Genomic DNA, 23,322 nt, shown 5'->3' on the forward strand with positions numbered 1-23,322 from the left:
CCCTGGTGAAGCGACTTTACATTCCCAGTTCACTATTTCTTTTTTCTTTCTTCCAAATACGAATGCCAGAGAAGCATCGTTGCAATCGAACGATACGGTTCCCATTTTTTACCGAGCTTTAAAAGTTTCTCCTGCGAAGTCTGCGCGGGAAGTCGTTTCACTTTTTTTAGAGATTGAATCAGCGCCAAATCCCCGATCGGAAAGACGTCAGTGCGATGGAGGGACATCAAAAGAAAAACATCCACGGTCCAGTTGCCGATCCCTTTTATCGCCGTTAGACGAGTTCGAATCTCTTCGTCCGGAAGATATGTCAAACGGGAAAGAACGATCCGCTTTGAGAGGATCGCTTCCGCGAGTTCTCTTGCGTAGACCGTTTTTTGTCTGCTAAAATAACAGTCCCTTAGTTCGGAGTCGCTTAACAAAACGATTTTTTTTGCGGTCACGCTTCCGATTCTTTCTTTGAGTTTGTCAAGAGCCGCTTTTGCGGAAGCGAGGGAAACCTGTTGTTCCAAGATGATATGGATCAAGGTTTCAAAATTCGGTTTTCGAGTCCAAAACGGAGGATATCCGTATTTTAAAAATATGGAATGTAGATCGGAATCAATCCGAAACAAACGATCACAAACCGTATGAAATTCTTCTTTGTCAAATTTGTGAATCATAGAATGAAATTATTGAATTCAAAAAATTGAATTTCTTTTTAGCAAGGGTTTGCAAAAATTCATTTTGTTAACGATCTTTGAATGAGAATGGAATTCAAAGATTTACGCCCATCTTTTTTATTTTTTTTCTTGATCCCCTGCTTATTATTTGTTTAGTGTTCCTTATGAATGCTAAACGTCCCGCGGCTTTAGGTTTTATCTTTGTAACAGTTCTCATTGACGTCATCGGATTTGGAATCATCATTCCCGTTCTTCCAAAGTTGATTCAAGAATTGACCCATGGAACTCTGAGCGAGGCCGCCTTGTATGGCGGTTTTTTAATGTTCGCTTATTCTTTTATGCAATTTATCTGCGCTCCTTTTGTGGGAGGTTTGAGCGATCGATTTGGTAGAAGGCCAGTTCTTCTGGCTTCCTTGTTTGGATTTACTCTCGATTATTTATTCTTAGCGTTTGCGCCTTCCATCTTCTGGTTGTTCGTCGGACGTTTAGTCGCCGGTGTTATGGGAGCGAGTTTTACGACGGGTTACGCATACATCGCCGATATCAGTCCTCCCGAGAAACGAGCCGCTAATTTTGGTATCTTAGGCGCGGCCTTCGGACTCGGGTTTATCATCGGTCCGGTCCTCGGAGGTTCTTTGGGACAGTTTGGATCCAGGGCACCTTTTTTGGCAGCAGCGGGTCTGACTCTTATCAACTGGCTTTTTGGATTTTTTATTCTACCGGAATCCTTATCTAAGGAGAATCGAAGAAAGTTTGAATGGGCAAAATCAAATCCGATCGGTTCCTTGATCAGTCTGGAACGTTATCCTATGATCATAGGACTGGTAGTCGCATTTTTCTTAATCAATACCGCCGCTCACGCGGTTCAAGGCACTTGGAACTATTATACGATGGAGAAGTTTCAGTGGGACGAAGCGATGGTAGGATATTCTCTCGGAGTTGTAGGACTTGTCTACGCGATCACTCTGGGCGGTCTCATTCGTTTGATTCTTCCGGTTTTGGGTCAGAATCGAAGTATCTACTTAGGCTTGGCATTGAGCACACTCGGATACGCGTTATTCGCGCTTGCCACAAAAAGTTGGATGATGTTCGTCTTTCTGATTCCCTATTGTTTTGGAGGAATCGCGATGCCTCCTTTACAGGCAATCATGTCTTCTCAGGTTCCTGAAAATGAACAGGGAGAATTACAAGGGGCTTTGACTAGTTTGATGAGCGTTACCGCGATCATAGGTCCGATTTTGATGACCGGGTTGTTTGCTTATTTTACCGGGAAGGACGCGCCAATGTATTCTCCAGAGGCTCCTCTTTGGATGGGAGCCGTTTTGACAGCGTTGAGTCTTTGGATCACAGTAGGATCTTTGAGAAAACATCATTCTTAATATAGAGAATGAATTTTGATTCGGAGAAAGAATATGCAAAAATTAAGAAATTCTAATGGAAGAAAACGGAAGCTCAACGTGAAGGGCCTTTTCTTTCTGACGGCGTTTCTTTTTTGCGAATGTTATACGTTTCCCAGGGAAAAACCTTCGGTGATTCCTCCGAATCAGAGAATTCTTTTGGGATATATCAATCAGGACGGACAGGTTTTTTCTTCCAAGATCGGAGTAAAAACGAAATACAAGGAAGCGGAAGAAAAGCTCAACCAGTTTGAGGAAAAAGTTCATAAACCTCTTTTGGAGCGTTTTGATAAACGAATTGATGAAATCAAAAAGCACGGATTGGAATTAGAAAAAAACAGCACTTCGATCAAGAGACAATTGGTGGCTGCGGTTTTGATCGCTCTTATCGTTCCGATTCCCGGGGCGGTGGAAACGGTTCTGACGGTAGGTTTGATCACGATCGCGTATCGAAAGATTCGGGAAAAAAAAGAAGACCAAATTGCAAAGGCCGCCGTGGAAGAACTGATTCAAAACTGCGAGACCGCCCGCGAAAATCTTTCTTTGTTTCGTAAAAATAAACTTCTCGAGTTTGTAAGCAACTGGAGAAGAGAATTTAGAAAAGAAGAAAATCACGTGGTAAGTCACGCGGATGCAAAGGATATTAGAATCTACGATCTCGTAAACGAGAAGTTTCAGAAGGACGCCGAATGGCTCAAGTCGCAGGCGGAAACGGAATTGGCCCACGCAAATCTTTATTGTTCTCAAGAAATTAACTTTGCAAAAGCGGAAGTGAAGAAATAGTTTCTTTTTATTTTTTTCTCTAAATCCTCTTTACTGAAATCCTCTTGGAAGGAAGTCTAAGTTCTAATCTTATGAAAATCATTTCTTCAGTCCTTAAAGATCTCGGCGATAATTTCCGAGTTCGAAGAATTCTTCCTTCTTTCGATGCGCGTCACGTCGGCCCCTTTGTTTTTGTGGATCACATGGGACCTGTTCCGATTCATACAGGTAAGGAACTCGTGGTTCGTTCTCATCCGCATATAGGGCTCGCCACGATTACTTATCTCTACGACGGCGTTATTTTTCATCGAGACAGCATAGGAACTGCGGTGCCCATTCGTCCTTTCGAAGTCAATTGGATGACCGCGGGTTCCGGGATCGCGCACAGTGAACGTTCTCAGTTGGATCCTCAATTTTCTTTTCTCGAAGGAATTCAAACCTGGGTCGCTCTTCCAAAAGAATCCGAAGAAGTGGATCCCGAATTCTTTCATCTCGACCGCGAACAAATTCCGATTCTCTCCGGAGATCTCTGGGAGTTACGACTCGCGGCCGGTGAATTTTTAGGGGAACGTTCTCCGGTGAAAGTTTATTCTTCTCTTTTCTATGGAGACTTGGAAGCAAAGGCGGGTGCGAAAGCAGAATGGAACATCCCTTCCGATCAGGAATCCGCGCTCTATGTTTCTCGTGGAAGTTTGGAAGTGAGCGGCAACAAGGTCCAAGTCGGTCAGACGGTAGTTTTTGATCTTGGAGAAAAAGTTTCCTTTTCTTCCCGAGAGGGGGTTCGCGCCGTTCTTCTGGGCGGAGTTCCTCTTCCCGAGAGGCGCCACCTCTGGTGGAACTTCGTTTCCACTTCTTTGGAAAGAATAGAAAGGGCAAAATTAGAATGGAAGGAAGAACGTTTTCCAGTTGTTCCCGACGAAGTGGATCGGATTCCTTTACCTCCCGGTTGAGTTATGTGAGAGTTCCTACTTTTTTAAGAGAGCGAGCTTTGATCTCGATTCGCTGAATTTTGGGAGTTCCTACAGTTGAGTTCTTTGTTTGTGCTCTCGTTGGTTTCGTTGAACAAACGAACGTGGGAACTCATACTTTCTAACGAAGGGAAGTCGGGTTCAAAAGTAGGAACTCACACTCCAAATCAGACAATGCCAATTTCACGAAAAATTTTATCCTTCTCCAGATAATCTTGAAATACCGTAGGAACTCCGTTCTTCTTTAAGAGATCGTTTCCCATGCTGTTGATCCCGATAAACTTCAGTCCCAACTCCCGGCTCGCTCTCCAATCCCAAAGCCCGTCTCCAAAATAAATGACTTCTGAAAATTCTTCGATAGAATGAAGGCTCTTTAGTTTTTTCAGAGTTTCCAAGATGATTCCGTTTCTATCGGGCGCGTCCTCGCTTGTGGAAATCGGGTATTTTTCGATATCGATCCTTGCGTTCTTTGTTTTCTCTCGAGCGGGAATCAACCAGCTTCCTGTGATGATGCCGAAAGGAATATTTTTTTCCTCTAAAGAATCTAAGAATCTCCCGGCGCCCGAAATTTCAGGATAGAGGGAAGGATCTTCTTCGATGGATCTTTGAATTTTTTCCGTGAAGGTTTTTTTAAATTTTAAGAATCTATCTTCTTCGATGACTTCTTGGAAATGATGAAGGTAGACGTCTCTTACGACGCCGTCGTCCGTAATGTTTGTAAAAGATTCCCAAGGAATCGTCTTGGGATCGAGACCTAAAATTTCTTGAATCGTTTCTCGATAGAATTGGTTGTGATGTGTATGAGAATGGATCAGCGTTCCATCGATATCAAAAAGAATACATTTCATCGGATCCATTGAAACGGAAACTTGCAAAAAAATACGAATCAAAAATAAGAATTTCTAAAAAACGGATCCGAGAAAAGTCCACTTGAAACTCGTGAAAAGAATCACATTACATAGATTCTTATAAAAACGTTATGCGTTCCGTTGCAAAACTTTGCCTCGTTCTAAAAATCATATTAGATTCTTATAAAAGCAAAATTCTCATTTTAGATGATACAGAGCGGACTTAAAATCCGTTTTCAAAAAAACTTCTGCGAAATTTTTTCGAATAAAAACATTCTAAAAAAGAAAAAGTCCGAATCGCAAGAGATTACATTTTTCGAATGCTTACCGGAATTCCGGTAAAGGCCGCGTTACCGGAGAGTTCGTCCAAGGATTCTTCGTCGGTAAGATCGTTGATGCTCACACCCGCGAATTGTTTTGCAACGTTCAGATGAACCCCGTTCTTCGCGTGACCGAATCCGTGAGGAATACTGACTACGCCCGGCATGATCTCGTCCGTAATCTCGGTGGGAATGAGAATTTTTCCGACTCTGGATTCCACTTGGACTTCTTCCTCTTCTCCGATTCCTAAATTCTTCGCATCATTCGGATGAATCAAAAGAGTGCAGCGATTCTTTCCGGTCATGAGCTTCGGCATATTGTGCATCCAGGAATTATTGTTCCGAAGATGTCTTCTTCCTATGAGGAGAAAGTTTATCTCTTTTTTCGGTTCGGACCATTCTTCGAATTTTTTCTTCAGTCTCGGAAGATCGTCTAACACGGGTTTGGGGAGAAGATGAATCTTTTTATCTTCCGTAAGAAGTCTTTCGGGAAAACAACTCATAAGAGGGCCGAGATCGATTCCATGAGGATTGTCTTTTAACAATTGAATGTTGAGCATTCGATTGTGTTTTCCCTTTTCTCCGTAGGGTCCGGTCCTAAGAGCGAAATCGATGATCGTAGAAGGTCCGAGTTTGGTTGTGATGATCTGATCCGGAAGAGGTTTTCCGGCTCTTAACAATTCGAGCCTTTTGGTGAGGTCGGTAAAAATTTCCCAGTCGTGAAGCATCCCTAGTTCGGGTTCAAAGACGGGTTGAGCGTATTTCGTGGTATTCCGAACCGCAAAGACGTTAAAGATCATGTCGTAGTGATCGTGTTCCAGAGTAGAGGTCGGAGGGAGAATGTAGTTTGCGTGTTGTGTGGTTTCGTTGATATAAAAATCGACGGAGACCATAAATTCTAAATTCTTTAAACCTTTTTCGAGTTTGGAACCGTTCGGAGTGGAGAGAACCGGATTCCCCGCGGAGGTTACAAAGGCCTTGATCTGTCCTTCGCCCGGAGTGAGCATTTCTTCGGAGAGAGCCGCGACCGGAAGTTCATCGCTGAACTCGGGAAGTTTTCTCACTCGAGTCTGAAACGTGTTGAAGGTTCCGGGAGAACTCTTGAGAGCGCCTTTGGGATCGATCGGATCGACCGCGGGAAGAGTGAACATCGCTCCTCCCTTCTTATCCAAATTTCCGGTGAGAATGTTTACGAGATTGATGAGCCACTGAGAGAGGGCTCCGAAAGCCTGCGTGGAAACTCCGATTCTTCCATAACAGACCGCATTTTCGGAAGAAGAAAATTCGAGAGCGATTCTTTCCATAGTAGAAGCGGGAACGCCTGTCACCTTTTCCACTTTGGAGGGAGAATATTCGGATGCAAGATTTTGAATAAAGGAAAGATCCTTGGAATCAAAAAGGGAAGAAGGTTTCACCAGATTCTTCTCAAAGAAAACATGCAAGATTGCTAATAGAAAGAATGCGTCCGCGCCGGGACGGATAAAGACGTGTTCGTCCGCGTGAGTCGCGGTTTCCGTTTTTCTCGGATCCACGACGATAAACTTACCGCCTCTTTCTTGGAGTTCCTTCAATCTCTTCTTTACGTCGGGGACCGTCATAAGACTTCCGTTGGAAGCGAAAGGATTTCCTCCTAAGATGAGAAAGTATTTCGTATGATCGATGTCCGGGATCGGGATGAGGAGTTGATGACCGAACATGAGATAAGAAAGAAGCTGATGAGGAAGTTGATCCACCGAAGTCGCGGAGTAATGATTTTTTGTTTTGAGGCGATTGGAGAATCTCTGACCGAAGAGCATCGAGCCGTAGTTGTGGACGTTCGGATTTCCGTTGTAAACTGCGACGGAATCGTTCCCGTATTTGTTTTGAATTTCAAAAAGCGCCTTGGCCGTTTCGGACAAAGCTTCTACCCAAGAAACTTGCACCCAACCTTCGGGAGTTCGCTTAACAGGAAATTTAAGGCGATCCGGATCCTCGTAGAGATTTTTCAGTTCGGGGCCTTTCGCGCAGAGATGACCTCGACTGAAAGGATCGTCCTTATCGCCGCGGATGGCGGAGATTTTACCGTCTTCGACTTCGATACGAAGACCGCACATAGCTTCACAGAGAGTGCAAGAACGAAAGTGGGTTTGTTGGCTCATGAATTTCCTCTCAAAAGACCGGTCGATGGAATCCGATCTTTCAGAATCAGCAAGAATTTTATCCGATTTCTTTGAGGATGCAAAGAAATAAGTTTTGGCCGCATCCGCCAAACACGGAGAAAACGAAAGGGCGTTTGGAAAGAGGGCGGACCGGGCCGAATCCGGGCTCGCGGATTCCCGCTCGGTCTGGTGGAAAGGCGATTCAAAAAGGGACAGGGCGGCCTTGTAAGAACCAGACCAAGCCCTCCTTTGTCCCTTGCGGGTCGTAAAGACTGCAAACTCCGTGCGGAAAAGATGTCGGAATTACAAAAAGTGGTAACTCACACTTTTAGAAAGATGTGCCGCGCTTACCAGATTCTTAGAATGTGGGAACTCCCCAAAAAAATGACCGTAGAAGAGGCTGGGTCTTTCTCGTTTTGTCTAAAAGTAGGAACTCCTTCTTTTCCAAAAAGCTTCCCAAGAACGAAAGGGCCAAAAATCTTTCCAAATATGTCCGAGGAATCCGATCCTATTCTCAAACTACAAAAAGATTTCGGGGAAGCGTTTTACTCGGAATTCAAAGAATTCTTCGGAGAAGAAAAGGAACACGGCTACGAACTCTATTCTTTGAGCGGGGACGAATCCGGTCCCAAGGGAAGCTGGGTCACTTTTACGATTCGAAATTCTTTCGCGTCCCGTTCTCTCGTCTTTCGATATGATCCGGAAAATCATACATTTTACGCGATGCTCAAGATCCAAGTGATTCCCGGAGAAGAAGACTGGGATCTGGATTCTCTCTTTCGAAGAAAAGGTTATCCCGTTCCTGAATTTAAAGATTCTCTCAAGAATGCCGGAGAATGGATCTTTCATTCGATTGCGAGGCATTATCTCGGTGCGATCTTTCAATATTGTCCGAGAATTTTAGAGCCTGATTTTCTCCCCGCTTCTTGAAAAGTATATTCTCATTTTAGAATGTAGGAACTCCCACTTTTTAGAAATCAAAATCAGCCGGCCTAAGTGGAATGATCATAAACAACGGATCGAAGGAGTCGGTTTACTTTTGATCCGTATGATGGAATTAAAAAATAGTAACTCGATCTATAAGAATTCTAATTCCAAAATAGAATCAGAGTCAAAGATGACGATCGGATTAGAACTGCCTAAAAGTTATCCTTCCCCATTTACTTGGAAGCCTCTTGAATCTTCTTTAATTCCGTGAGATCAATCAAGATTTCCTTATAGTGAAGCTCATATTCTGAAAGTTTTAATCTCTTATTGGAAAGTCTGGAATAGGAATCCGGTTCAAACAGAGAACGAATCAGTTTGATTCCATCCGCCGCTTTCAACTTAGCATTTTTCTTTCTTAAAAATCGATAAGAATCGACGGAACCATTTCGAATCGCCGCTAAGATCGGAGTCAGCTTCGGAGTGGGTTGTGGATTCAGGTATTTGTAATCTGGCTGGGTTTCATCGATATCGTATCCGAAAGAAATCAGTAACTCCAGTGCGGCGGGACAATTGCCGGACGCGGCACCGATCACTGGAGAACCCAACGTATCCGGCTCAGCGAGTCCGTTATCCCGAATTCCTTCCTCTAAAAGAATTTTGAGATATTCTATATCGCAGAAATGTGCGGCATTTTCTAATTCGTGTCCGTTTTCTCTGACTCCGTTTTTTACCAAATAACGGAACATTTCTAAACGACGTAAATCTTTTGCTAATCTCAGAATTCTCGAATGAGAAGATCCGGGTTTTAGGAGTAATTCCAGGACCTTTGGTTGATTGGTTTCGATCGCGATTTCTATCGCGGAAGATATCCTTCTAACGCTACTACAATAGTTATAATGACAATGGACGCTTGGGTGATCTACTATATGATATTCGTGTTCGATTTTTTTGGCGTTTGGATTGGCTCCTTTGGAAAGTAAGAATTGGATTTCTTGTAAATCTCTTTTTAAAACCGCATCTACTAGTTGTTCGTCGATATCTTCCGTTTTAGTTTGCGAAAGGACGGGTACAATCCAGAGAAAAAATAAAAAGATTATCAGATGAATTCTCATGTAGGTTTTCTCATTCGAAAATTTCCTTCTGTCTGGAATAACAGCAAAGGAAACGAGAAAGTGCGTCATTTTAGGAGTTCTCACCTTGTTTTGTAGTTCAAATTCTTCCGAAAAGCGCTTCCTTAAAAAATTGACAAAAAACCGGGTTTACACCAGGAGGCTTCCGAAATTTTTGGTCTTAGAATGGAAATCCGCAATATCGCTATTATCGCCCACGTCGACCACGGGAAAACCACCCTCTTAGACGGAATCCTCCGTCAGACCGGAGCAGTCACTGCCAAAGAAGACACAGATCGGATCATGGACTCCAATGACCTGGAAAAGGAAAAAGGAATCACGATCAAAGCAAAGAACACTGCTGTCGTTTATAAGGGAACCAGAATCAACGTAGTAGACACCCCAGGCCACGCGGATTTCGGCGGGGAAGTGGAACGCGTTCTTTCCACAGCGGATTCTTGTCTTCTTCTTGTGGATGCGTTTGACGGGCCTATGCCTCAGACACGTTTTGTTCTCGGCAAATCCCTTCAACTCGGACACAAACCCATTCTCGTCATCAATAAGATCGATCGTCCCGGAGCAAGACCGGAAGCCGTAGTGGATATGGTTTTTGACCTTTTCTCCGACTTAGGTGCGACCGATGAGCAGTTGGATTTCCCGATTGTTTACGCTTCTGCAAAACAAGGCTGGGCGGTGAACAATCTCAGCGAATCTCCGGGCACGAATCTGGATCCACTTTTGGATACCGTTCTTAGCCACGTCCCACCGGTCCAAGCGGACAACGAAGCTCCTCTTCAATTCCAAGTAACTTCTCTGGATTATAACGACTATGTGGGAAGAATCGCAGTCGGAAAGATCTACGCGGGAAAGATGGCCCTTGGGATGAACGTGATTCAATTGGCAGCGAAGAAATTGGATACTACGGCGCCTGCGGACACGACTCTATTTCGTATTACAAAATTATACAATTTCGAAGGTCTGAGAAGAAACGAAGTCAACACAGCGGAAGCGGGTGATATCATCGCAATCGCGGGACTTCCCGACGTCTTTATCGGAGATACGATTTGTGAGCCTGGAAAACCGGCTCCAAGACCGGCGATCGAAGTCGAAGAACCGACCGTATCGATGTATTTTATGGTAAACAATTCTCCGTTTGCCGGAAAAGAAGGAAAGTTCGTAACCACTCGTAACATCCGGGAACGTCTGGACCGCGAATTGGAAACCAACGTAGCGATGAGATTGGAAGAAACCGAAGACAAGGATCGTTTTAAGGTTCTTGGACGCGGAGAACTCCATTTATCGGTTCTTATCGAAACCATGAGAAGAGAAGGATTTGAGATTCAAGTCTCACGTCCGGAAGTAATCTTAAAGTCCAACGAACAAGGACAGAAGTTAGAACCTTACGAGTATTTGGTGATGGACATTCCTGATCAATTTACCGGGCAGATCATTTCCGAACTCAATCGCAGAAAGGGTGAACTTCAATTGATGGACGCACATCCCTCCGGAATGACTCGCGTGGAATTCGTAATTCCGACACGGGGAATTATCGGATTCAGAGGTTACTTTATCTCTGAAACTCGCGGTGAAGGTGTGATGTCTTCCCGTTTCCTCCGTTTTGATATCTACAAAGGAGAAATCCCGGGTCGTAAGAACGGCGCTCTCATTTCCATGGACTCCGGAGAATCTACGGCGTATGCGCTTTGGAAGATTCAAGAAAGGGGCGACTTGGTCATCGGACCAAACACCGCAGTGTATCCTGGAATGATCATCGGTATTCATTCTCGTGAGAACGATCTTGAAGTGAATCCTGTAAAAGAGAAAAAGCTGAGTAACGTTCGTTCCTCCGGTGCGGATGAGGCGATTCGTCTGATTCCTCCAAGAAAGTTTTCTCTTGAGCAGAACATCGAATTCTTAGACGACGATGAGCTTTTGGAAGTGACTCCTCAGAGCTTACGTCTTCGTAAGAAATTTCTCGACGCGAACATGCGTAAACGTAACAAATAAAACCAGAAACCGCAGATCGGTAAAAAGGATCTGCGGTTTTTTTTCTTCTTCATTCTCCCCTCGCAACTCGATTTTTCGTTTTTCAAAAAGCTTTTTCTATCTCCTTCCAAATTAAGATTCGAAGTAAGTAAACGATTCGGATTCGGATCAAAATTCTTCCTTTCCGTTTCAGCTAACGTGCGTTATTTGATAGATCAAAAGAATATTCTATATCTTGAATGTCATTTCCAGTAGTTTAAAAAATACGGAATTATCATTCGAATATTTTCTTCTATAGCTTCAAAACAAAAAAAGAAATAATATAAATAGAATCCAGTTTGGAAACGAACGTTTTGCTTTTTACACTTTCGAATTGCTTATTTTTTAAGCTGAAATTTATTTCCAAAAAATTTTTTATAAAAAAATTTGGCCTTCTTGAATGTTGGATACGTATATAAGGGGAAAGATAAAAGATCAACGTGAGCCGAATCGATCAAGTTGATTCATTTTAATTTGAATTTGACAGGAGGCCGATTGCTAAAAGTTCTGATAATGAAATTGGAGAAAGCATGAGAGCTTTTATAAAAGATATATGGTTTCATAGGGAGTCGGAGATCCGATCACTCAATGGACTTCGCGCTTTCGCAATTATTTTAGTCATTTTAAATCACTACGCTCTTGTATGGGAAGAGTTCGGAACCTTTCATTCCGAATCTTTCTTCTGGTCGGGAGTAGATCTTTCTTTTGTTCTCAGCGGTTTCTTAATTTCATTGGGGCTTTGGAACGATTGGACGAGAAACGGCAAAATCAATTTTAAATCATTCTTCTTAAAAAGAACTCTTCGCATCTTCCCGGCCTATTTTCTTTTTATTACGATCAGTCTTGTGTTCTTGATGATCGCTTTGAAGGTCGCTCAAAAAACCGAAATGCTGCAGCAGACAAATCGTCTGAGCCTTTCTCTCATGAATTCCTGGGGAGATTTTGTTTTCCTTGGAAATTATTTCCAGGGCTTTAACATCCACACCTGGTCCCTTTCTATGGAAGAACAGTTTTACCTGATATTTCCTTTTTTCTGCGGTTGGATTTTGTTTAAGAAAGAAGCCAATGTAAGACAGGGATTTTTATGGCTTCTTCTTTTGATTCCGACCCTGACTCGGTTTTGGGTCTATCTAAAGACGAGTGATTCCTCTCCGGACTACTTTCAAGAAATCTACTTTCCTTTTCACACTCGTTTTGACTCTCTCGTAATCGGTGTGATCACGATGGACATTTATGTAAATCACAAACGAATCGCGGGAAAGCTCAAAGAAAGCGATTTCGTTTATTATTCTTGCTTATTCTTTTTTCTTTGTCTCCTGCTTGCGGCGCATTGGATTCACGAACAGACTAACAATATTCTCACACACACGATTAAATACAATTTTTTGAATATTGGTTTTGCCGGCATTTTGATACTTTCGATCGTTCGTTTGGAGGGATTTTTGCACAGATTTTTGAGTCTGAGATTTTTTGTTCCCATATCAAGATTGAGTTATACGATCTATCTCTGGCATTTGGTTTTGATAGGAGTCGCCATTTCCATCTTGGGAATCAAATCGGAGCCGGAATCCGTCGCCGTTTTTTTGACCCAATTTCTGATCGTATTTGTTTTTATCATTCTTCTCGCATTTCCACTTTATATTCTCATCGAATATCCGTTTCAGAAATTACGTTCTAAGATGATTTCAAAGTAACACTAAATTCTAATATTAGAATCTTTTGAATTATTATCTTTCGTTTTTCAATTTCTCGATTTCTCGGATCAATTCTTCCTTGCTCACGTTCGGATCGGATTTTAATTTACGAATGAGTTCGTCCGCTGTGGCTCTTTTATTGATCGCTTTGTTGTCCACGATACCTTCCAAAAGAACGGGATCTCCGATTACGACGGATAAATTCTTTTTGGAAACGGGTTCCAAGGTTGCCGATTGCTGAAAAACTTCTATAACCTTGCAGGAAACTTTTTCCTTTCCTACAAAAAATATCATTCCCGGTCTGATAAAATCCGTTTTTGAAAATACGGCGACGATTCTGTCTTCGACGTTTTCTCCACCTTTGTAAAAGACGACTCCGGTGATCTCATTGTCCAGTGTGAGTTTTTTTTGATTAACGGTGGTCGTAACTCTTCCTAAAAACGCATTGCCGATTTTACGGTAGATCGTTTTAGAAAATTTAAGCTCTCTTCCGTCTTGTCCGATTTCTCCTAAAAGATTTCCGCTGGAAGTGACGTTGCCGACCTCTCTTACTTTTGCGGGAGCTCCCATCTCGTTGAGTTTCCATTTTTTAGGATCCGATTCCCGGACGCCCATGTGAAGAACGTGATATTCTTGGTATAAGGATTCTTGAAGGAGAATTTCGTTCAGGCTCGTTACGACTCCGCCGGATCGGATTCTCCATTCCTCTCTGTTGTCGCTTGCGATAAACGAAAGACGTACGATCGTTTTCCGTTCGAACGCGAGATCGCCGTTCGCCTTTGGAAAGATACTAAGGACTTCGAGTTTTAGTTTTCCATCCTTATCCCATTCGTTGGTTTCGGAGGAAAGATAGAGGCCGCTTAGATTCGGATCGGGAGGAGTGGGTTTGCCCTTGAGATTCCCGATACAATTGATAAACGAAAAAGTATATAATAAAATAAGAATATAGATCGTTTTGATTTTCATAAAAGTTCCGAAGGTTAGAATGAATTTTTCTTTTTAAGGGTAAAGTATCTTTTTGCTTGGTCGTTTCTTTTTTGGAACCGCTTTTGCTGCTTTTCCCGCGGCCATATACTTTTTTTTAAGCGTTTCCGGGAACTTTTCGATCGCATAACGTAACATCGTCCTCGGCATGGTTGCGGCGTAACGATCCAAAAAGCCGAGTTCGATCCTTAGATCTCGATTTCCAACCTCTCGAAGCATCCATCCGACGGCCTTGTGAATGAGATCCTCCGGATCTTGTAAAAGCTCTTTTGATATCCTTAAGATATCTTTAAAGTCCTTAGTCCGAATAAACGCGTATGTGGAAAGAACTGAAATTCTTCTTTCCCAAAGATTTTTCGATTTGGCGAGTCGATATAAAATTTTACGATCCTTGTTCAAAAGATAATCTCCGATCAAAACTCTCGCGCTCAAGTCCACCAAATCCCAGTTGTTCACATGTTTTAGATTTTTAAGATAAAATTGATGAACGCTCTTTCGAACTTTCTCATCCCCCTTTTCAAACTGATCGCAAAGAATAAAAAGCGAAGTAAGTCTTTCTTCATGAATCGGCGATCGTAAAAGAATTTCGATTTCAGGCAACGGAAGGTCTTTGTGTTGTTTGGCGATTTTTCTTTGATTGGGAACCGTGATTCCGAGAAATACGTCCCCTTCCGCATATTCGCCGGGACCCGTCTTAAAGAATCCTGCGAGGAAGTCCGCTTTGATCGGGTCGCCTAACTCTTGCAATGCTTTGCGAACGTTTTCAGCTTTCGAGGAAATTGAAGAATCTTTCATCGGTCTTTGGTAATCGAACGTGTTCTTCCGAGCAATTCTATTTTTCGAATGCGGAATGAGTTTCCAATATTAGAAAAGACTTTTTAATTTTTAAATCCGAGAATCCGGTAAAAGATTGACTTCGGTTTAACAAGGGGATCGAATTCAGTCCGATTTTGATACCTCTCAAAAAAGGAGAATTCTATGTTTATCGGACATTACAGCGTTGCCTTGGTTTTGAAAAAGACCGTTCCGAAGACTCCGTTCTGGTCTCTTCTCGTAGGAGTTCAGTTTGTCGATTTTTTGTTTATGGTTTTTATCATGCTGGGAATCGAACATATGAGATTGGTTCCCGGATTTACGGCGAGCAATCCATTCGATCTTTATTATATGCCTTATACTCACAGTCTTGTCGCCGGAGTTTTGTGGGCGCTGTTTACTTTTTTGGGATTTTACTTTTATCTAAAGTCGGAGATCGGTTCTTATCGATGGAAGGTCGCGTTAGCGGTAGCGCTCTCCGTCCTTTCCCATTTTATTTTAGATCTACCGGTGCACACTCCCGATCTTCCGATCTTTTCGGATTCCGGCCCCAAGCTGGGCTTCGGTCTTTGGAATAATCTCTGGCTCACAGTCGGAATCGAAGCGGCTTTAACCGTTCTTTCGTTCGTATATTATTTTAGCGGAAGTAAAAACGGAGAAGGTTTCTCTGGAAAATGGGGAATGCAGATTCTCGCGGGTTCTTTTTTGCTTCTGATCTTTATCAATCCTTTCGCTCCCGTTCCGGATAATATCTATGCGTTTGCGATCCAAGCTCTCGTTCTTTATACTTTGATCGCTTATCTCGGACATCGGCTGGACGCAAAGAGAATCTACGAAGTTTCGTAAATCTCAAATCGGAAAGTTCCTACGCGGGAATTCTTAAAAATAAAGATTGAAAACGACAGTTTTGAATTCTCAGCGGACAAGATGGATCGGCTTCTTTTTTTGCTGTCTTTGTTCCTTAGAGAATAAGGAAAGCGTTTGGAAGTCGATCCATAATGGGAAGAAAGACTTGTCAGAAACCGTCTGAATCCCAGAGTTAAGAAAGTATGGCAAATCGGGAAGAAACGGCAAAAGACTCGAAGAACAAAAGGCGTCCTCTTCATAATATTTATGGAAAGGAAATTCTTAAAAAACGTCTTGAGTCCGAAAACTTTCCTAGAACCACATTCTCCTTTTATCGTTATGTCATTTTAGAAAACACGGAACTCCTGCGGGACCAACTTTATCTGGAATGGGAATCTCTGGGCGTTCTTGGTCGTATTTATATCGCGAGGGAAGGAATCAACGCGCAACTCTCAGTTCCTTCTCATAACTTTGAAAAGTATAGGGAGAATTTGGATTCGAGAGAAGAATTCAAAAATATGCCCTTTAAGATCGCAGTGGAAGACGACCGAGAATCTTTCTTAAAACTGGATCTAAAAATCAGAAAAAAAATCGTAGCCGACGGCCTGGACGACGACGCATTCGATGTGACTAACGTTGGAACTCATCTTTCCGCGGAAGAATTCAATCGCCATCTGGAATCGGAAAAGACGATCGTCGTCGACGTGCGAAATCATTATGAGAGTGAGATCGGTCATTTCGAAAAAGCGCTCCTACCTCAATCCGATACGTTTAGAGAAGAACTTCAAATGCTTCTGGAGTTATTAAACGGAAAAGAAGATGAGAAAATTCTAATGTATTGCACCGGAGGAATTCGTTGTGAAAAAGCGAGCGCTTGGCTGAAACACCACGGATACAAGGACGTAAATCAACTTCACGGTGGAATCATTTCATACGCACACGAAGTCGCGGAAAAAGGATTAGAGTCCAAATTCAAAGGTAAGAATTTTGTCTTCGACGGTCGTTTGCAGGAAAAGATCGGAACGGAAATCATCTCGACTTGCCACCAGTGTGGACAAAAAAGCGATCGTCACGTAAACTGTGCAAATCCCGGATGTCATATTCTTTTTATCCAATGCGAGAGTTGTTCGGAAAAGTTCGAAGGCTGTTGTACGGAAGAATGCAGAACGATTCTTCATTTGCCGAAGGAAAAACAAAAAGAAATCCGTAAGGGAAAACTGAACGACAATCGATTCTTTACCAAATCAAGAATCCGTCCAAAAATTTCCGAACTCTATAAAACTCAGAATCCTTTCGAAACCGTCTAAACGTTTAAAGATTTTGTCCGTTTGGACCAGAACCAAGCAAGGCTCACGCCTGCGATCGCGTGCCAAATTCCCCAAGTCGCGGCTATGATCGCCATACTTCCTTGTCCTCCGAAAAAAGCAAAGATGAGAACTAAGCCGAGTCCCGAATTTTGAATTCCGGTTTCGATTGAAATACATCTTGCGTCCCTTTCGTCCAGACGCATAAGTTTTGCAAAATAATAACCGAGAAGAAAGCCGATCGAGTTCATTAGAAAAACGTAAAGAAAGACCCTATGGATGACCTGTAAGAAAATTTCGAAATTCGCCGCGAGTGCGATGACAAGAAATGCAGCAAAGATCAGGGCAGAAAGTAGCTTGAGAGGCTTTTCGATTTTGGCCGAGATTGCCGGTAGAAAACGATTGGTCAAAAGACCAAGAGAGATCGGAATCAAAAGGATCATCAGGATGGCTTTAAAGACATCCCAGGGATTGAGAGTGATCTCTTTCAACGCGTTGTGAACGGGTGGGTAGAGATTCCCCCAAAAAAAGAAATTAAACGGAGTCGCGACGATTGCGAGTGTGGAAGAAACGGCCGTAAGGGAAATGGAAAGAGCCGTGTTTCCCTTTGCCAGAGACGTAATGAAGTTGGAAATGTTTCCGCCGGGACAAGCGGCTACCAGAAGCATGCCTAACGCAACACCGGGCGGAGGATTTAAAATCCAAAGCAGCACATAGGTCGCAAACGGAAATAACAGAAATTGAGAAACAATTCCGGTAATGGACGCTTTCGGCTTTTTAAAAAGAAGTTTAAAATCTTCTAATTTAAGTTCCAAGGCGATCCCGAACATGATCAACCCCAGAAGGAGATTTAAAAACAGCAATCCACTTTCGTGAAAGTTAATCCGAACCGCGTCCAATTCCTGCATCGATCAATCCGCCCAGGCTACGTAAATTTGTCTTGGCCCTGAAAAAGGATGTCTTCCGTGAGAGACCGAATAGTTATCGATCACGAGAACGTCTCCGTTTTGCCAAGAGAAGAGAGAAATATTTTTCCAGAATACTTTTTGAATTTCAACGAGTTCTTTCGGAGTGATTTCGTCTCCGTTTCCGTAGTTGCAAGTCGTATCCAGATATTCTTTTTTTGTTGTGAGCTTCTTGAGAAGGGTTAACACTTCAAGAGCGATTCCGATAAAGAGTCCACGAATCGTTTTCTGACGGGCAAAGATATGCCAGTATTCTTTTCTCGCGGCGTCGATATGAAACACTTGCGAGTGATTGTGCCAAGCGAGGGTTTTGAATTCAGGATGTTTTCGAATCGCAAGAGTTGTGTTGATCAGCCGAAGGTTGTCGTCTCCGAACCATTCCACTTTGAAGTTTTGTTTTTTAGAAATCTTCTCCACCTCGTCTCGATTTTTGGACTGAAACATTTCATCCCAACGTTTGGTTTTCCAAAATTGAAAGCGAGATTGATTGGAAGGCCCGTTGTAAACTCTGGAATACTGAATTCTTTCCTTCTCGAATTTATCACGAATCGATTGAGGAACTTCTTGTAGGACCTTTCTTAGATCGGTAATCGGAGTTTCCCCGAATTGACCGGGAGCTTGACCACAAAAGAAAAAAAGTTTCCGGGGAGGAGAATCCAAAAAGCTCATCTCCGCGTGTTGCATGATCGGATACGCCGGTGGAAGTTCGGTCGCGGTGAAGGCATACTTTGTGACCTGATTGCGAGGCGAAGTTCCCAGATAATTATTTTTTAGATTGGGATCTACGTTTAAGATTACGTCTTCAAAATCCTGAGGAGAGACGACGTCAAATCCTCTGAAAAGAATGGCGCCGTATTCTTTAAGATCATCGCTTAACGTGCGTTTGTTGGACTTGATCCATTGAATCAAAAAAGATTTATCCGCCTGATCCGATGAGTTCGGTTGATAAACGACCGGTAACGGATTTTTAGGATCCAGAAAACCTTTCTGTAAGGATAAAGCGGATTTTGCGTTCGTCTTTTTAGGAGCGACCGACTTTGATTTCGGCTTAGACTGAGTCTTTCCCTTTGTCTTCGGTTTAGTAAGAGTTTTTGTCGCCATGGTGAATAACGTCCCTCGAAAAGATTTCCAGATCCTACTCAAGGATTCATTTGGAAAAGGTATTTTTTAAATACGATAAGAATGTGGTTTTCTTGAAGCACAAGGAGAATTTGTTATAACAGAATAAAAATATAATAAAACGAATCAAACCGTGAAAGAAAAATTTTTCCTCCAATCCCTTGAATAATGCGGTCTCTTTAAAATTCTATTAAGAATCATAAATTTCAGTCATTTTATGAATGGAAAAGATCTTGTTTGTATGGAATAAAATTTTATCCAAACGACGCTCCGCTAATTTTGAGCCCTGCCGTTTTACGAGAAAATAATCCGTTAAAACAGAAAATTACTTGCAATCTTGAATTCTCCCTCTTAGTTAAAATCTGAAAGAATTTGATTCTTCCAAAAGGCATTTGGAGGCTTTATGAAAAAAATCCGGCTGAACTTTGGTTTCATTCTTCTCATTCCGTTTTTGCGGGACCGGACGAGGTCCTTGTGACTAGTGAATGGCTTTCACAAAATCCGGAAAATCCAAAAGTCCGCATCGTAGAAGTGATCGCCGAATCCTTCGTTTTCTCTTTTACTTTCGATCAATTCAAACCTTCGATTCCGGAACTTCCGTGGCTCAAAGCGAGTGTTTCTTTTAGCGGAGGAATCTTTTTAGGTTGGTGTGCTTGCGTTTCGGTCGGATGTACGTTTGGAAATTTTTTTCCGGGAATTTCCGAAGGTTCACTTTCCGGCTTTGTATTCGCGCTTGGTTTGATTCCGGGAATCTTGCTTGGAAGTTATCCTTTAAATCCGAAACGTCGATCTTGAAAATTCTTGCCTGTCTTGTGTTGTTTTATAAATCTAATTTAGGAGTTATATTTTTATGAAATTCATCAAACTCAGTTTTTGGGTCCTTATTCTTTCCGTTCTTGTCCTTTCTCATTGTAAGAAGGCGGGAGCGCCTCAACTTCCCGGAGATAGAAAATCTCTCAAGATCGGAATTTGCCCCGGTCCTTATGGAAACCTTCTGAAAAAAGCGGTGTTCCCGAACTTGGAAAAGAAAGGATACAAATTGGAAATCGTGGAATTTAGCGATTATATCCAACCGAATCTTGCATTAGAAAACGGTGATATTGACGCGAATCTTTTTCAACACACGGTTTACTTAAATAAATTTTCCAAGGATAAGAATCTGAATCTTTCTCCGATCATTTCCGTTCCTACCGCTCCGATGGCGATTTTTGCCGGTAAAAGTAAGACGATTCAATCCGTACCAAGCGGCGGAACCGTGACTCTACCGAACGATCCAACCAATCAACTCAGAGCTCTTAAACTTTTTGAAGAATTGGGGTTATTAAAGGTTTCGCCTAACGCAAATCCTGCGAAAGCTTCCTTATCGGACGTAACCGAAAATCCTAAAAAACTGGAACTTCGTCCTTTGGAAGCAGCGCAACTCCCGAGGTCTTTGGAGAGTGCGGACATCGCGGCGGTTAACGGAAATTTTGCGATCGCATCCGGTTTGGATCTTACAAAGGCGTTAAAGTTAGAATCCTTAGCGGAAGAACACAAAAATATTATCGTAGTCCGTTCCGGCGAAAAAGACGCGGTTTTTGCAAAAGACATTTTGGAATCGGTTCATTCTCCCGAGTTTGCGAAGGTGATCGACTCCGACTTCAAAGGTTTTCAAAAACCGGATTGGTTTGAAAAAAAATAAAGTCGAATGACTGATTCTTCATTTTTAGAATTTAGAAACGTCTCCAAAACATTTGATCTCGGGAATAAGAAATTATTTTCCGCAGTCGATAACGTAAATCTCACCATTACAAAGGGTGAGATTTTTGGAATTATCGGAACGACCGGCGCCGGCAAGAGTACTCTATTACGATTTCCGAATCTACTGGAAAGACCGGACCAGGGGTCGATTCTGATTCATGGAAAGGACGTAACTAGGCTCAAGGGAAAAAATCTAAGAATCCACAGACAGAAGATCGGAATGGTCTTTCAACAATTTCATCTCGCTTCCAATCGAACGGTCTTTGATAATATCGCTTTCCCTCTCAAGGTCGCAGGTTTTTCCAAATCCGCGATCAAAGAACGCGTTCGTGAACTTCTCGCGTTAACCGAAATTGGAGAAAAGGAAAACTCTTATCCCGCGCAATTGAGCGGTGGACAAAAACAAAGAGTAGGTATCGCGAGGGCCTTGGCGAATCATCCCGAACTTCTCCTCTGCGACGAACCTACGTCTGCGTTGGATCCGGAAACGACAAGATCGATATTAAAACTTTTGAAACAGATTCGAGAGAAATTGGTGATAACAATTTTGATCGTAACTCACGAGATGGCGGTCGTTCGAGAGATCTGCGATCGAACCGCGATTATGAGTCAAGGTAGGATCGTCGAGCTGGATCGAACGGTTTCTTTTTTTGCAAACCCCAAATCGGACGCGGCAAAGAAAATTCTCGGTTCCGATTCCGATCAGGGAATTCCTTCGGAAACGTTTACCGGAGCCAAGGGAAGAATTTTGAAAGTGATCTTTCAAGGAGAAGCTGCGAAAAATCCGATTCTTGCGAGAGTCATTCGATCCACGGGAAGAACTCCGAACATTCTTTTTAGCAAAGTCGAAACGATTTTGGGAGAACCTGTGGGCACTTTCTTTTTAGAAGTGGATCGAAACGGAGAAGCCGAAGATTTAAAGAAAGCGTTTTCGGAAATGGGAGCTCTTGTGGAGGATCATATTCCATGAATCTAATGTTCCAAGATTTACCTTTTGATGAATTTATAAAAGCATTTGTACAAACCTTTTGGATGTTGGGGATTTCACTTTCAACTGCGATTCTTTTTGGAATTCCCCTCGGACTTTTGATCTACTTGACTGACAAGGGAATTTTTATTCGCAATAGCTGGATCCATTCTTTTTTGAATACGATCGCGAATCTGGTCCGATCGATTCCGTTCGTGATTCTTCTTGTAGCTTTGTTGCCGATTACACAATGGATCACAGGGACTACTATCGGGCCTTTGTCGGCCTCCGTTCCTCTTTCTGTGGCGGCGATTCCCTTTTTGGCAAGACTCGTCGAGGCGGCGTTGAGGGAAATTCCGGAAGGTGTTTTGGAAGCCGCGGTTTCCACAGGAGCTAGTTTAACACTGATTATTCGAGAAATTCTTCTTCCGGAAGCGTTACCCGGAATCGTTTCCGGAATTACCCTAACCACCGTGAGCCTTCTCGGTTTTTCGGCGATGGCGGGGATTGTAGGCGGCGGGGGAATCGGAGATCTTGCGATTCGTTTTGGCTATTATCGATACGAGGACGGGATCATGTTCGCGACGGTGGCGATCTTAATTCTTCTCGTACAACTCATCCAATGGTTCGGAGACGCAATTCGAAAGAAAGTAGATAAAAGAGCCGGATAAGAATTTAGTACTTTATAAAAGGTGAATGTGTTTGTATCGAGGATCCTCAGATCTCGATACAAACTTTCCCGAAATGTTTTCCCGCTTTGAGAGTTTCAAAAGCCTTTGGAGCTTCTTCAAAAGAATAGACGTGATCGACTACGGGTTTGATTTTATTTGCGTCGATCGCCTTGTTCATATCTTCGAAATTTCTCTTACTTCCAACGATGATTCCCTGAACCCGAATTCCCTGCATCAAAATCGGAAATAGGGAAAGGTTGTTGCTTTCGCCGCCTGCAAGTACGCCGATGAGCGCGATGGTTCCCCAAGGTTTTGTGCTGGAGATCGATTTTTGTAAGGTGCCAGCCCCTCCGACTTCGATGATAAGATCGGCTCCTTTCATGTTCGTCATCTTTCGTACTTCTCGATCCCAGTTTGTCTTTTCGTTATAATTGATAACTTCGTCCGCGCCGAGGGCCTTTACTTTTTTTAGTTTATCGTCGCTCGAAGACGTTGCGATCACCTTGGCTCCCATCATTTTAGCAAATTGTAATGCAAAGATGGAAACTCCGCCCGTGCCTTGAACGACGACGGTCGCTCCGGGTTGTATGTTTCCATGCGTTATGATGGCTGTGTATGCGGTGAGTGCGGCGCAAGGCAAAGTGGATGCTTCCGCGAAAGAAAGATTTTCGGGCATGGGGACCAAACCCTGTTCTCCAAAAATTCTTAACTCGCAGAGAGTTCCGTCCAAGGGACCTCCGAGAGTATTTCTAAGCATATCGACGTCGGGCGCTCCGTCTAACCATGTCTGAGCGAAGTTGGCGCAGACTTTATCTCCGACTTTCCATTTCGTAACTCCCGGACCGATCTGTACAATTTCTCCAGCGCCGTCGGAGAGAGGGATTAGAGGGAGCTTTTGTCTTGGATTGTATTTTCCGATGGCCATCAGATAATCTCTGTAGTTCAGAGAAGCCGCTTTCATTCTAACTAAAACTTCCCCGTGGGCCGGAGTTGGATCCGGACGTTCCGCGATCTTTAGACTTTCCAGTCCGAACTGATTTTGGATTTCATATACTTTCATAAA

Annotated in this window: 22 protein-coding genes; 13 read left to right on the forward strand and 9 right to left on the reverse strand. The window is 42.9% G+C overall.

What is annotated here, in order from left to right:
• Window positions 1–32: 32 nt before the first annotated feature.
• Window positions 33–662: a DNA-3-methyladenine glycosylase family protein gene (locus A0128_RS04730; RefSeq protein ID WP_069606458.1), complete on the reverse strand. Its 630-nt coding sequence runs from the start codon at window positions 660–662 to the stop codon at window positions 33–35.
• Between the two features lie 164 nt (window positions 663–826).
• On the opposite strand from A0128_RS04730, the gene A0128_RS04735 reads away from it, so the two are divergent.
• The 3 genes from A0128_RS04735 to A0128_RS04745 all read left to right on the forward strand — a co-directional run bounded on the left by A0128_RS04735 (window position 827) and on the right by A0128_RS04745 (window position 3,771).
• Window positions 827–2,041 carry a TCR/Tet family MFS transporter gene (locus A0128_RS04735; protein WP_069609122.1) on the forward strand — a complete coding sequence of 405 codons (1,215 nt, stop codon included), beginning with the start codon at window positions 827–829 and terminating at the stop codon, window positions 2,039–2,041.
• A gap of 33 nt (window positions 2,042–2,074) precedes the next feature.
• Window positions 2,075–2,842 carry a hypothetical protein gene (locus tag A0128_RS22325; RefSeq protein ID WP_245667200.1) on the forward strand — a complete coding sequence of 256 codons (768 nt, stop codon included), beginning with the start codon at window positions 2,075–2,077 and terminating at the stop codon, window positions 2,840–2,842.
• A 71-nt stretch (window positions 2,843–2,913) separates the two neighbouring features.
• Window positions 2,914–3,771, forward strand: coding sequence for a pirin family protein (locus tag A0128_RS04745; protein WP_069606459.1), 858 nt, complete (start codon window positions 2,914–2,916; stop codon window positions 3,769–3,771).
• A 185-nt stretch (window positions 3,772–3,956) separates the two neighbouring features.
• Here A0128_RS04745 and A0128_RS04750 read toward each other — a convergent pair whose 3' ends face one another.
• Entirely contained in the window at window positions 3,957–4,679 is a 723-nt protein-coding gene (locus tag A0128_RS04750) for an HAD family hydrolase (RefSeq protein ID WP_069606460.1), read from the reverse strand.
• Window positions 4,680–4,944: 265 nt separating this feature from the next.
• Window positions 4,945–7,050, reverse strand: a complete 2,106-nt coding sequence (locus A0128_RS04755) for a molybdopterin oxidoreductase family protein (protein WP_069609123.1) — start codon at window positions 7,048–7,050, stop codon at window positions 4,945–4,947.
• A gap of 139 nt (window positions 7,051–7,189) precedes the next feature.
• Here A0128_RS04755 and A0128_RS22430 point away from each other — a divergent pair, with 139 nt between their 5' ends.
• A complete protein-coding gene (locus tag A0128_RS22430) occupies window positions 7,190–7,324 on the forward strand; it encodes a hypothetical protein (RefSeq protein ID WP_282433218.1) in 135 nt (44 codons plus the stop codon).
• Between the two features lie 65 nt (window positions 7,325–7,389).
• Complete coding sequence (locus A0128_RS04760) at window positions 7,390–8,025, forward strand: hypothetical protein (protein ID WP_345788269.1); 636 nt, start codon at window positions 7,390–7,392, stop codon at window positions 8,023–8,025.
• 230 nt (window positions 8,026–8,255) lie between these two features.
• Here the strand turns inward: A0128_RS04760 and A0128_RS04765 are convergent, their stop codons facing one another.
• Window positions 8,256–9,134, reverse strand: coding sequence for an ankyrin repeat domain-containing protein (locus A0128_RS04765; protein ID WP_069606461.1), 879 nt, complete (start codon window positions 9,132–9,134; stop codon window positions 8,256–8,258).
• A 183-nt stretch (window positions 9,135–9,317) separates the two neighbouring features.
• On the opposite strand from A0128_RS04765, the gene typA reads away from it, so the two are divergent.
• Both typA and A0128_RS04775 read left to right on the forward strand, forming a co-directional pair.
• Complete coding sequence (typA, locus tag A0128_RS04770) at window positions 9,318–11,138, forward strand: translational GTPase TypA (RefSeq protein WP_069606462.1); 1,821 nt, start codon at window positions 9,318–9,320, stop codon at window positions 11,136–11,138.
• Between the two features lie 548 nt (window positions 11,139–11,686).
• The gene (locus A0128_RS04775) at window positions 11,687–12,850 is read left to right on the forward strand and encodes an acyltransferase family protein (RefSeq protein ID WP_069606463.1); all 1,164 of its coding nucleotides are present in this window, start codon (window positions 11,687–11,689) and stop codon (window positions 12,848–12,850) included.
• Window positions 12,851–12,883: 33 nt separating this feature from the next.
• Here the strand turns inward: A0128_RS04775 and A0128_RS04780 are convergent, their stop codons facing one another.
• Together A0128_RS04780 and A0128_RS04785 are read right to left on the reverse strand one after the other, a co-directional pair.
• Window positions 12,884–13,816 (reverse strand): LIC12353 family lipoprotein, encoded by a 933-nt coding sequence (locus A0128_RS04780; RefSeq protein ID WP_069606464.1) that lies wholly within the window; start codon window positions 13,814–13,816, stop codon window positions 12,884–12,886.
• A 33-nt stretch (window positions 13,817–13,849) separates the two neighbouring features.
• Window positions 13,850–14,629, reverse strand: a complete 780-nt coding sequence (locus A0128_RS04785; RefSeq protein ID WP_069606465.1) for a DNA alkylation repair protein — start codon at window positions 14,627–14,629, stop codon at window positions 13,850–13,852.
• 183 nt (window positions 14,630–14,812) lie between these two features.
• Here A0128_RS04785 and A0128_RS04790 point away from each other — a divergent pair, with 183 nt between their 5' ends.
• On the forward strand, window positions 14,813–15,493 hold the full coding sequence (locus A0128_RS04790; protein ID WP_069606466.1) for a hypothetical protein: 681 nt from the start codon (window positions 14,813–14,815) through the stop codon (window positions 15,491–15,493).
• Between the two features lie 203 nt (window positions 15,494–15,696).
• Complete coding sequence (gene trhO / locus A0128_RS04795; RefSeq protein WP_069606467.1) at window positions 15,697–16,800, forward strand: oxygen-dependent tRNA uridine(34) hydroxylase TrhO; 1,104 nt, start codon at window positions 15,697–15,699, stop codon at window positions 16,798–16,800.
• Here the strand turns inward: trhO and A0128_RS04800 are convergent.
• Complete coding sequence (locus A0128_RS04800) at window positions 16,797–17,705, reverse strand: bile acid:sodium symporter family protein (RefSeq protein WP_069606468.1); 909 nt, start codon at window positions 17,703–17,705, stop codon at window positions 16,797–16,799. The genes trhO and A0128_RS04800 overlap by 4 nt on opposite strands.
• A 3-nt stretch (window positions 17,706–17,708) precedes the next feature.
• Window positions 17,709–18,863: a TauD/TfdA family dioxygenase gene (locus A0128_RS04805; RefSeq protein ID WP_069606469.1), complete on the reverse strand. Its 1,155-nt coding sequence runs from the start codon at window positions 18,861–18,863 to the stop codon at window positions 17,709–17,711.
• A gap of 390 nt (window positions 18,864–19,253) precedes the next feature.
• Between A0128_RS04805 and A0128_RS04810 the strand changes: the two genes are divergently transcribed.
• The 4 genes from A0128_RS04810 to A0128_RS04825 are packed head-to-tail and all read left to right on the forward strand — an operon-like array spanning window position 19,254 to window position 22,259.
• Window positions 19,254–19,676, forward strand: coding sequence for a YeeE/YedE thiosulfate transporter family protein (locus tag A0128_RS04810; RefSeq protein WP_069606470.1), 423 nt, complete (start codon window positions 19,254–19,256; stop codon window positions 19,674–19,676).
• Window positions 19,677–19,731: 55 nt separating this feature from the next.
• Entirely contained in the window at window positions 19,732–20,562 is an 831-nt protein-coding gene (locus A0128_RS04815) for a MetQ/NlpA family ABC transporter substrate-binding protein (protein WP_069606471.1), read from the forward strand.
• 6 nt (window positions 20,563–20,568) lie between these two features.
• On the forward strand, window positions 20,569–21,591 hold the full coding sequence (locus A0128_RS04820; RefSeq protein WP_069606472.1) for a methionine ABC transporter ATP-binding protein: 1,023 nt from the start codon (window positions 20,569–20,571) through the stop codon (window positions 21,589–21,591).
• Window positions 21,588–22,259 carry a methionine ABC transporter permease gene (locus A0128_RS04825; protein ID WP_156781771.1) on the forward strand — a complete coding sequence of 224 codons (672 nt, stop codon included), beginning with the start codon at window positions 21,588–21,590 and terminating at the stop codon, window positions 22,257–22,259. The genes A0128_RS04820 and A0128_RS04825 overlap by 4 nt, the downstream gene beginning before the upstream one ends.
• 46 nt (window positions 22,260–22,305) lie before the next feature.
• Here the strand turns inward: A0128_RS04825 and A0128_RS04830 are convergent, their stop codons facing one another.
• Window positions 22,306–23,319 (reverse strand): zinc-dependent alcohol dehydrogenase family protein, encoded by a 1,014-nt coding sequence (locus A0128_RS04830; protein WP_069606473.1) that lies wholly within the window; start codon window positions 23,317–23,319, stop codon window positions 22,306–22,308.
• Window positions 23,320–23,322 lie beyond the last annotated feature (3 nt).

The organism is Leptospira tipperaryensis (genome assembly GCF_001729245.1).
GTDB classification, from domain to species: Bacteria; Spirochaetota; Leptospiria; order Leptospirales; family Leptospiraceae; genus Leptospira; species Leptospira tipperaryensis.

What these genes read in the sequence shown, in the direction of transcription:
- A0128_RS04800 (WP_069606468.1), bottom strand. Translation starts at nt 17,705, where the DNA reads ATGCAGGAATTGGACGCGGTTCGGATTAACTTTCACGAAAGTGGATTG.
- typA (WP_069606462.1), top strand. Translation starts at nt 9,318, where the DNA reads ATGGAAATCCGCAATATCGCTATTATCGCCCACGTCGACCACGGGAAA.
- A0128_RS04790 (WP_069606466.1), top strand. Translation starts at nt 14,813, where the DNA reads ATGTTTATCGGACATTACAGCGTTGCCTTGGTTTTGAAAAAGACCGTT.
- A0128_RS04805 (WP_069606469.1), bottom strand. Translation starts at nt 18,863, where the DNA reads ATGGCGACAAAAACTCTTACTAAACCGAAGACAAAGGGAAAGACTCAG.
- A0128_RS04765 (WP_069606461.1), bottom strand. Translation starts at nt 9,134, where the DNA reads ATGAGAATTCATCTGATAATCTTTTTATTTTTTCTCTGGATTGTACCC.
- A0128_RS04825 (WP_156781771.1), top strand. Translation starts at nt 21,588, where the DNA reads ATGAATCTAATGTTCCAAGATTTACCTTTTGATGAATTTATAAAAGCA.
- A0128_RS04830 (WP_069606473.1), bottom strand. Translation starts at nt 23,319, where the DNA reads ATGAAAGTATATGAAATCCAAAATCAGTTCGGACTGGAAAGTCTAAAG.
- A0128_RS04820 (WP_069606472.1), top strand. Translation starts at nt 20,569, where the DNA reads ATGACTGATTCTTCATTTTTAGAATTTAGAAACGTCTCCAAAACATTT.
- A0128_RS04760 (WP_345788269.1), top strand. Translation starts at nt 7,390, where the DNA reads ATGTCGGAATTACAAAAAGTGGTAACTCACACTTTTAGAAAGATGTGC.
- A0128_RS04785 (WP_069606465.1), bottom strand. Translation starts at nt 14,629, where the DNA reads ATGAAAGATTCTTCAATTTCCTCGAAAGCTGAAAACGTTCGCAAAGCA.
- A0128_RS04735 (WP_069609122.1), top strand. Translation starts at nt 827, where the DNA reads ATGAATGCTAAACGTCCCGCGGCTTTAGGTTTTATCTTTGTAACAGTT.
- A0128_RS04730 (WP_069606458.1), bottom strand. Translation starts at nt 662, where the DNA reads ATGATTCACAAATTTGACAAAGAAGAATTTCATACGGTTTGTGATCGT.
- A0128_RS22325 (WP_245667200.1), top strand. Translation starts at nt 2,075, where the DNA reads ATGCAAAAATTAAGAAATTCTAATGGAAGAAAACGGAAGCTCAACGTG.
- trhO (WP_069606467.1), top strand. Translation starts at nt 15,697, where the DNA reads ATGGCAAATCGGGAAGAAACGGCAAAAGACTCGAAGAACAAAAGGCGT.
- A0128_RS04780 (WP_069606464.1), bottom strand. Translation starts at nt 13,816, where the DNA reads ATGAAAATCAAAACGATCTATATTCTTATTTTATTATATACTTTTTCG.
- A0128_RS04815 (WP_069606471.1), top strand. Translation starts at nt 19,732, where the DNA reads ATGAAATTCATCAAACTCAGTTTTTGGGTCCTTATTCTTTCCGTTCTT.
- A0128_RS04755 (WP_069609123.1), bottom strand. Translation starts at nt 7,050, where the DNA reads ATGTGCGGTCTTCGTATCGAAGTCGAAGACGGTAAAATCTCCGCCATC.
- A0128_RS04775 (WP_069606463.1), top strand. Translation starts at nt 11,687, where the DNA reads ATGAGAGCTTTTATAAAAGATATATGGTTTCATAGGGAGTCGGAGATC.
- A0128_RS04745 (WP_069606459.1), top strand. Translation starts at nt 2,914, where the DNA reads ATGAAAATCATTTCTTCAGTCCTTAAAGATCTCGGCGATAATTTCCGA.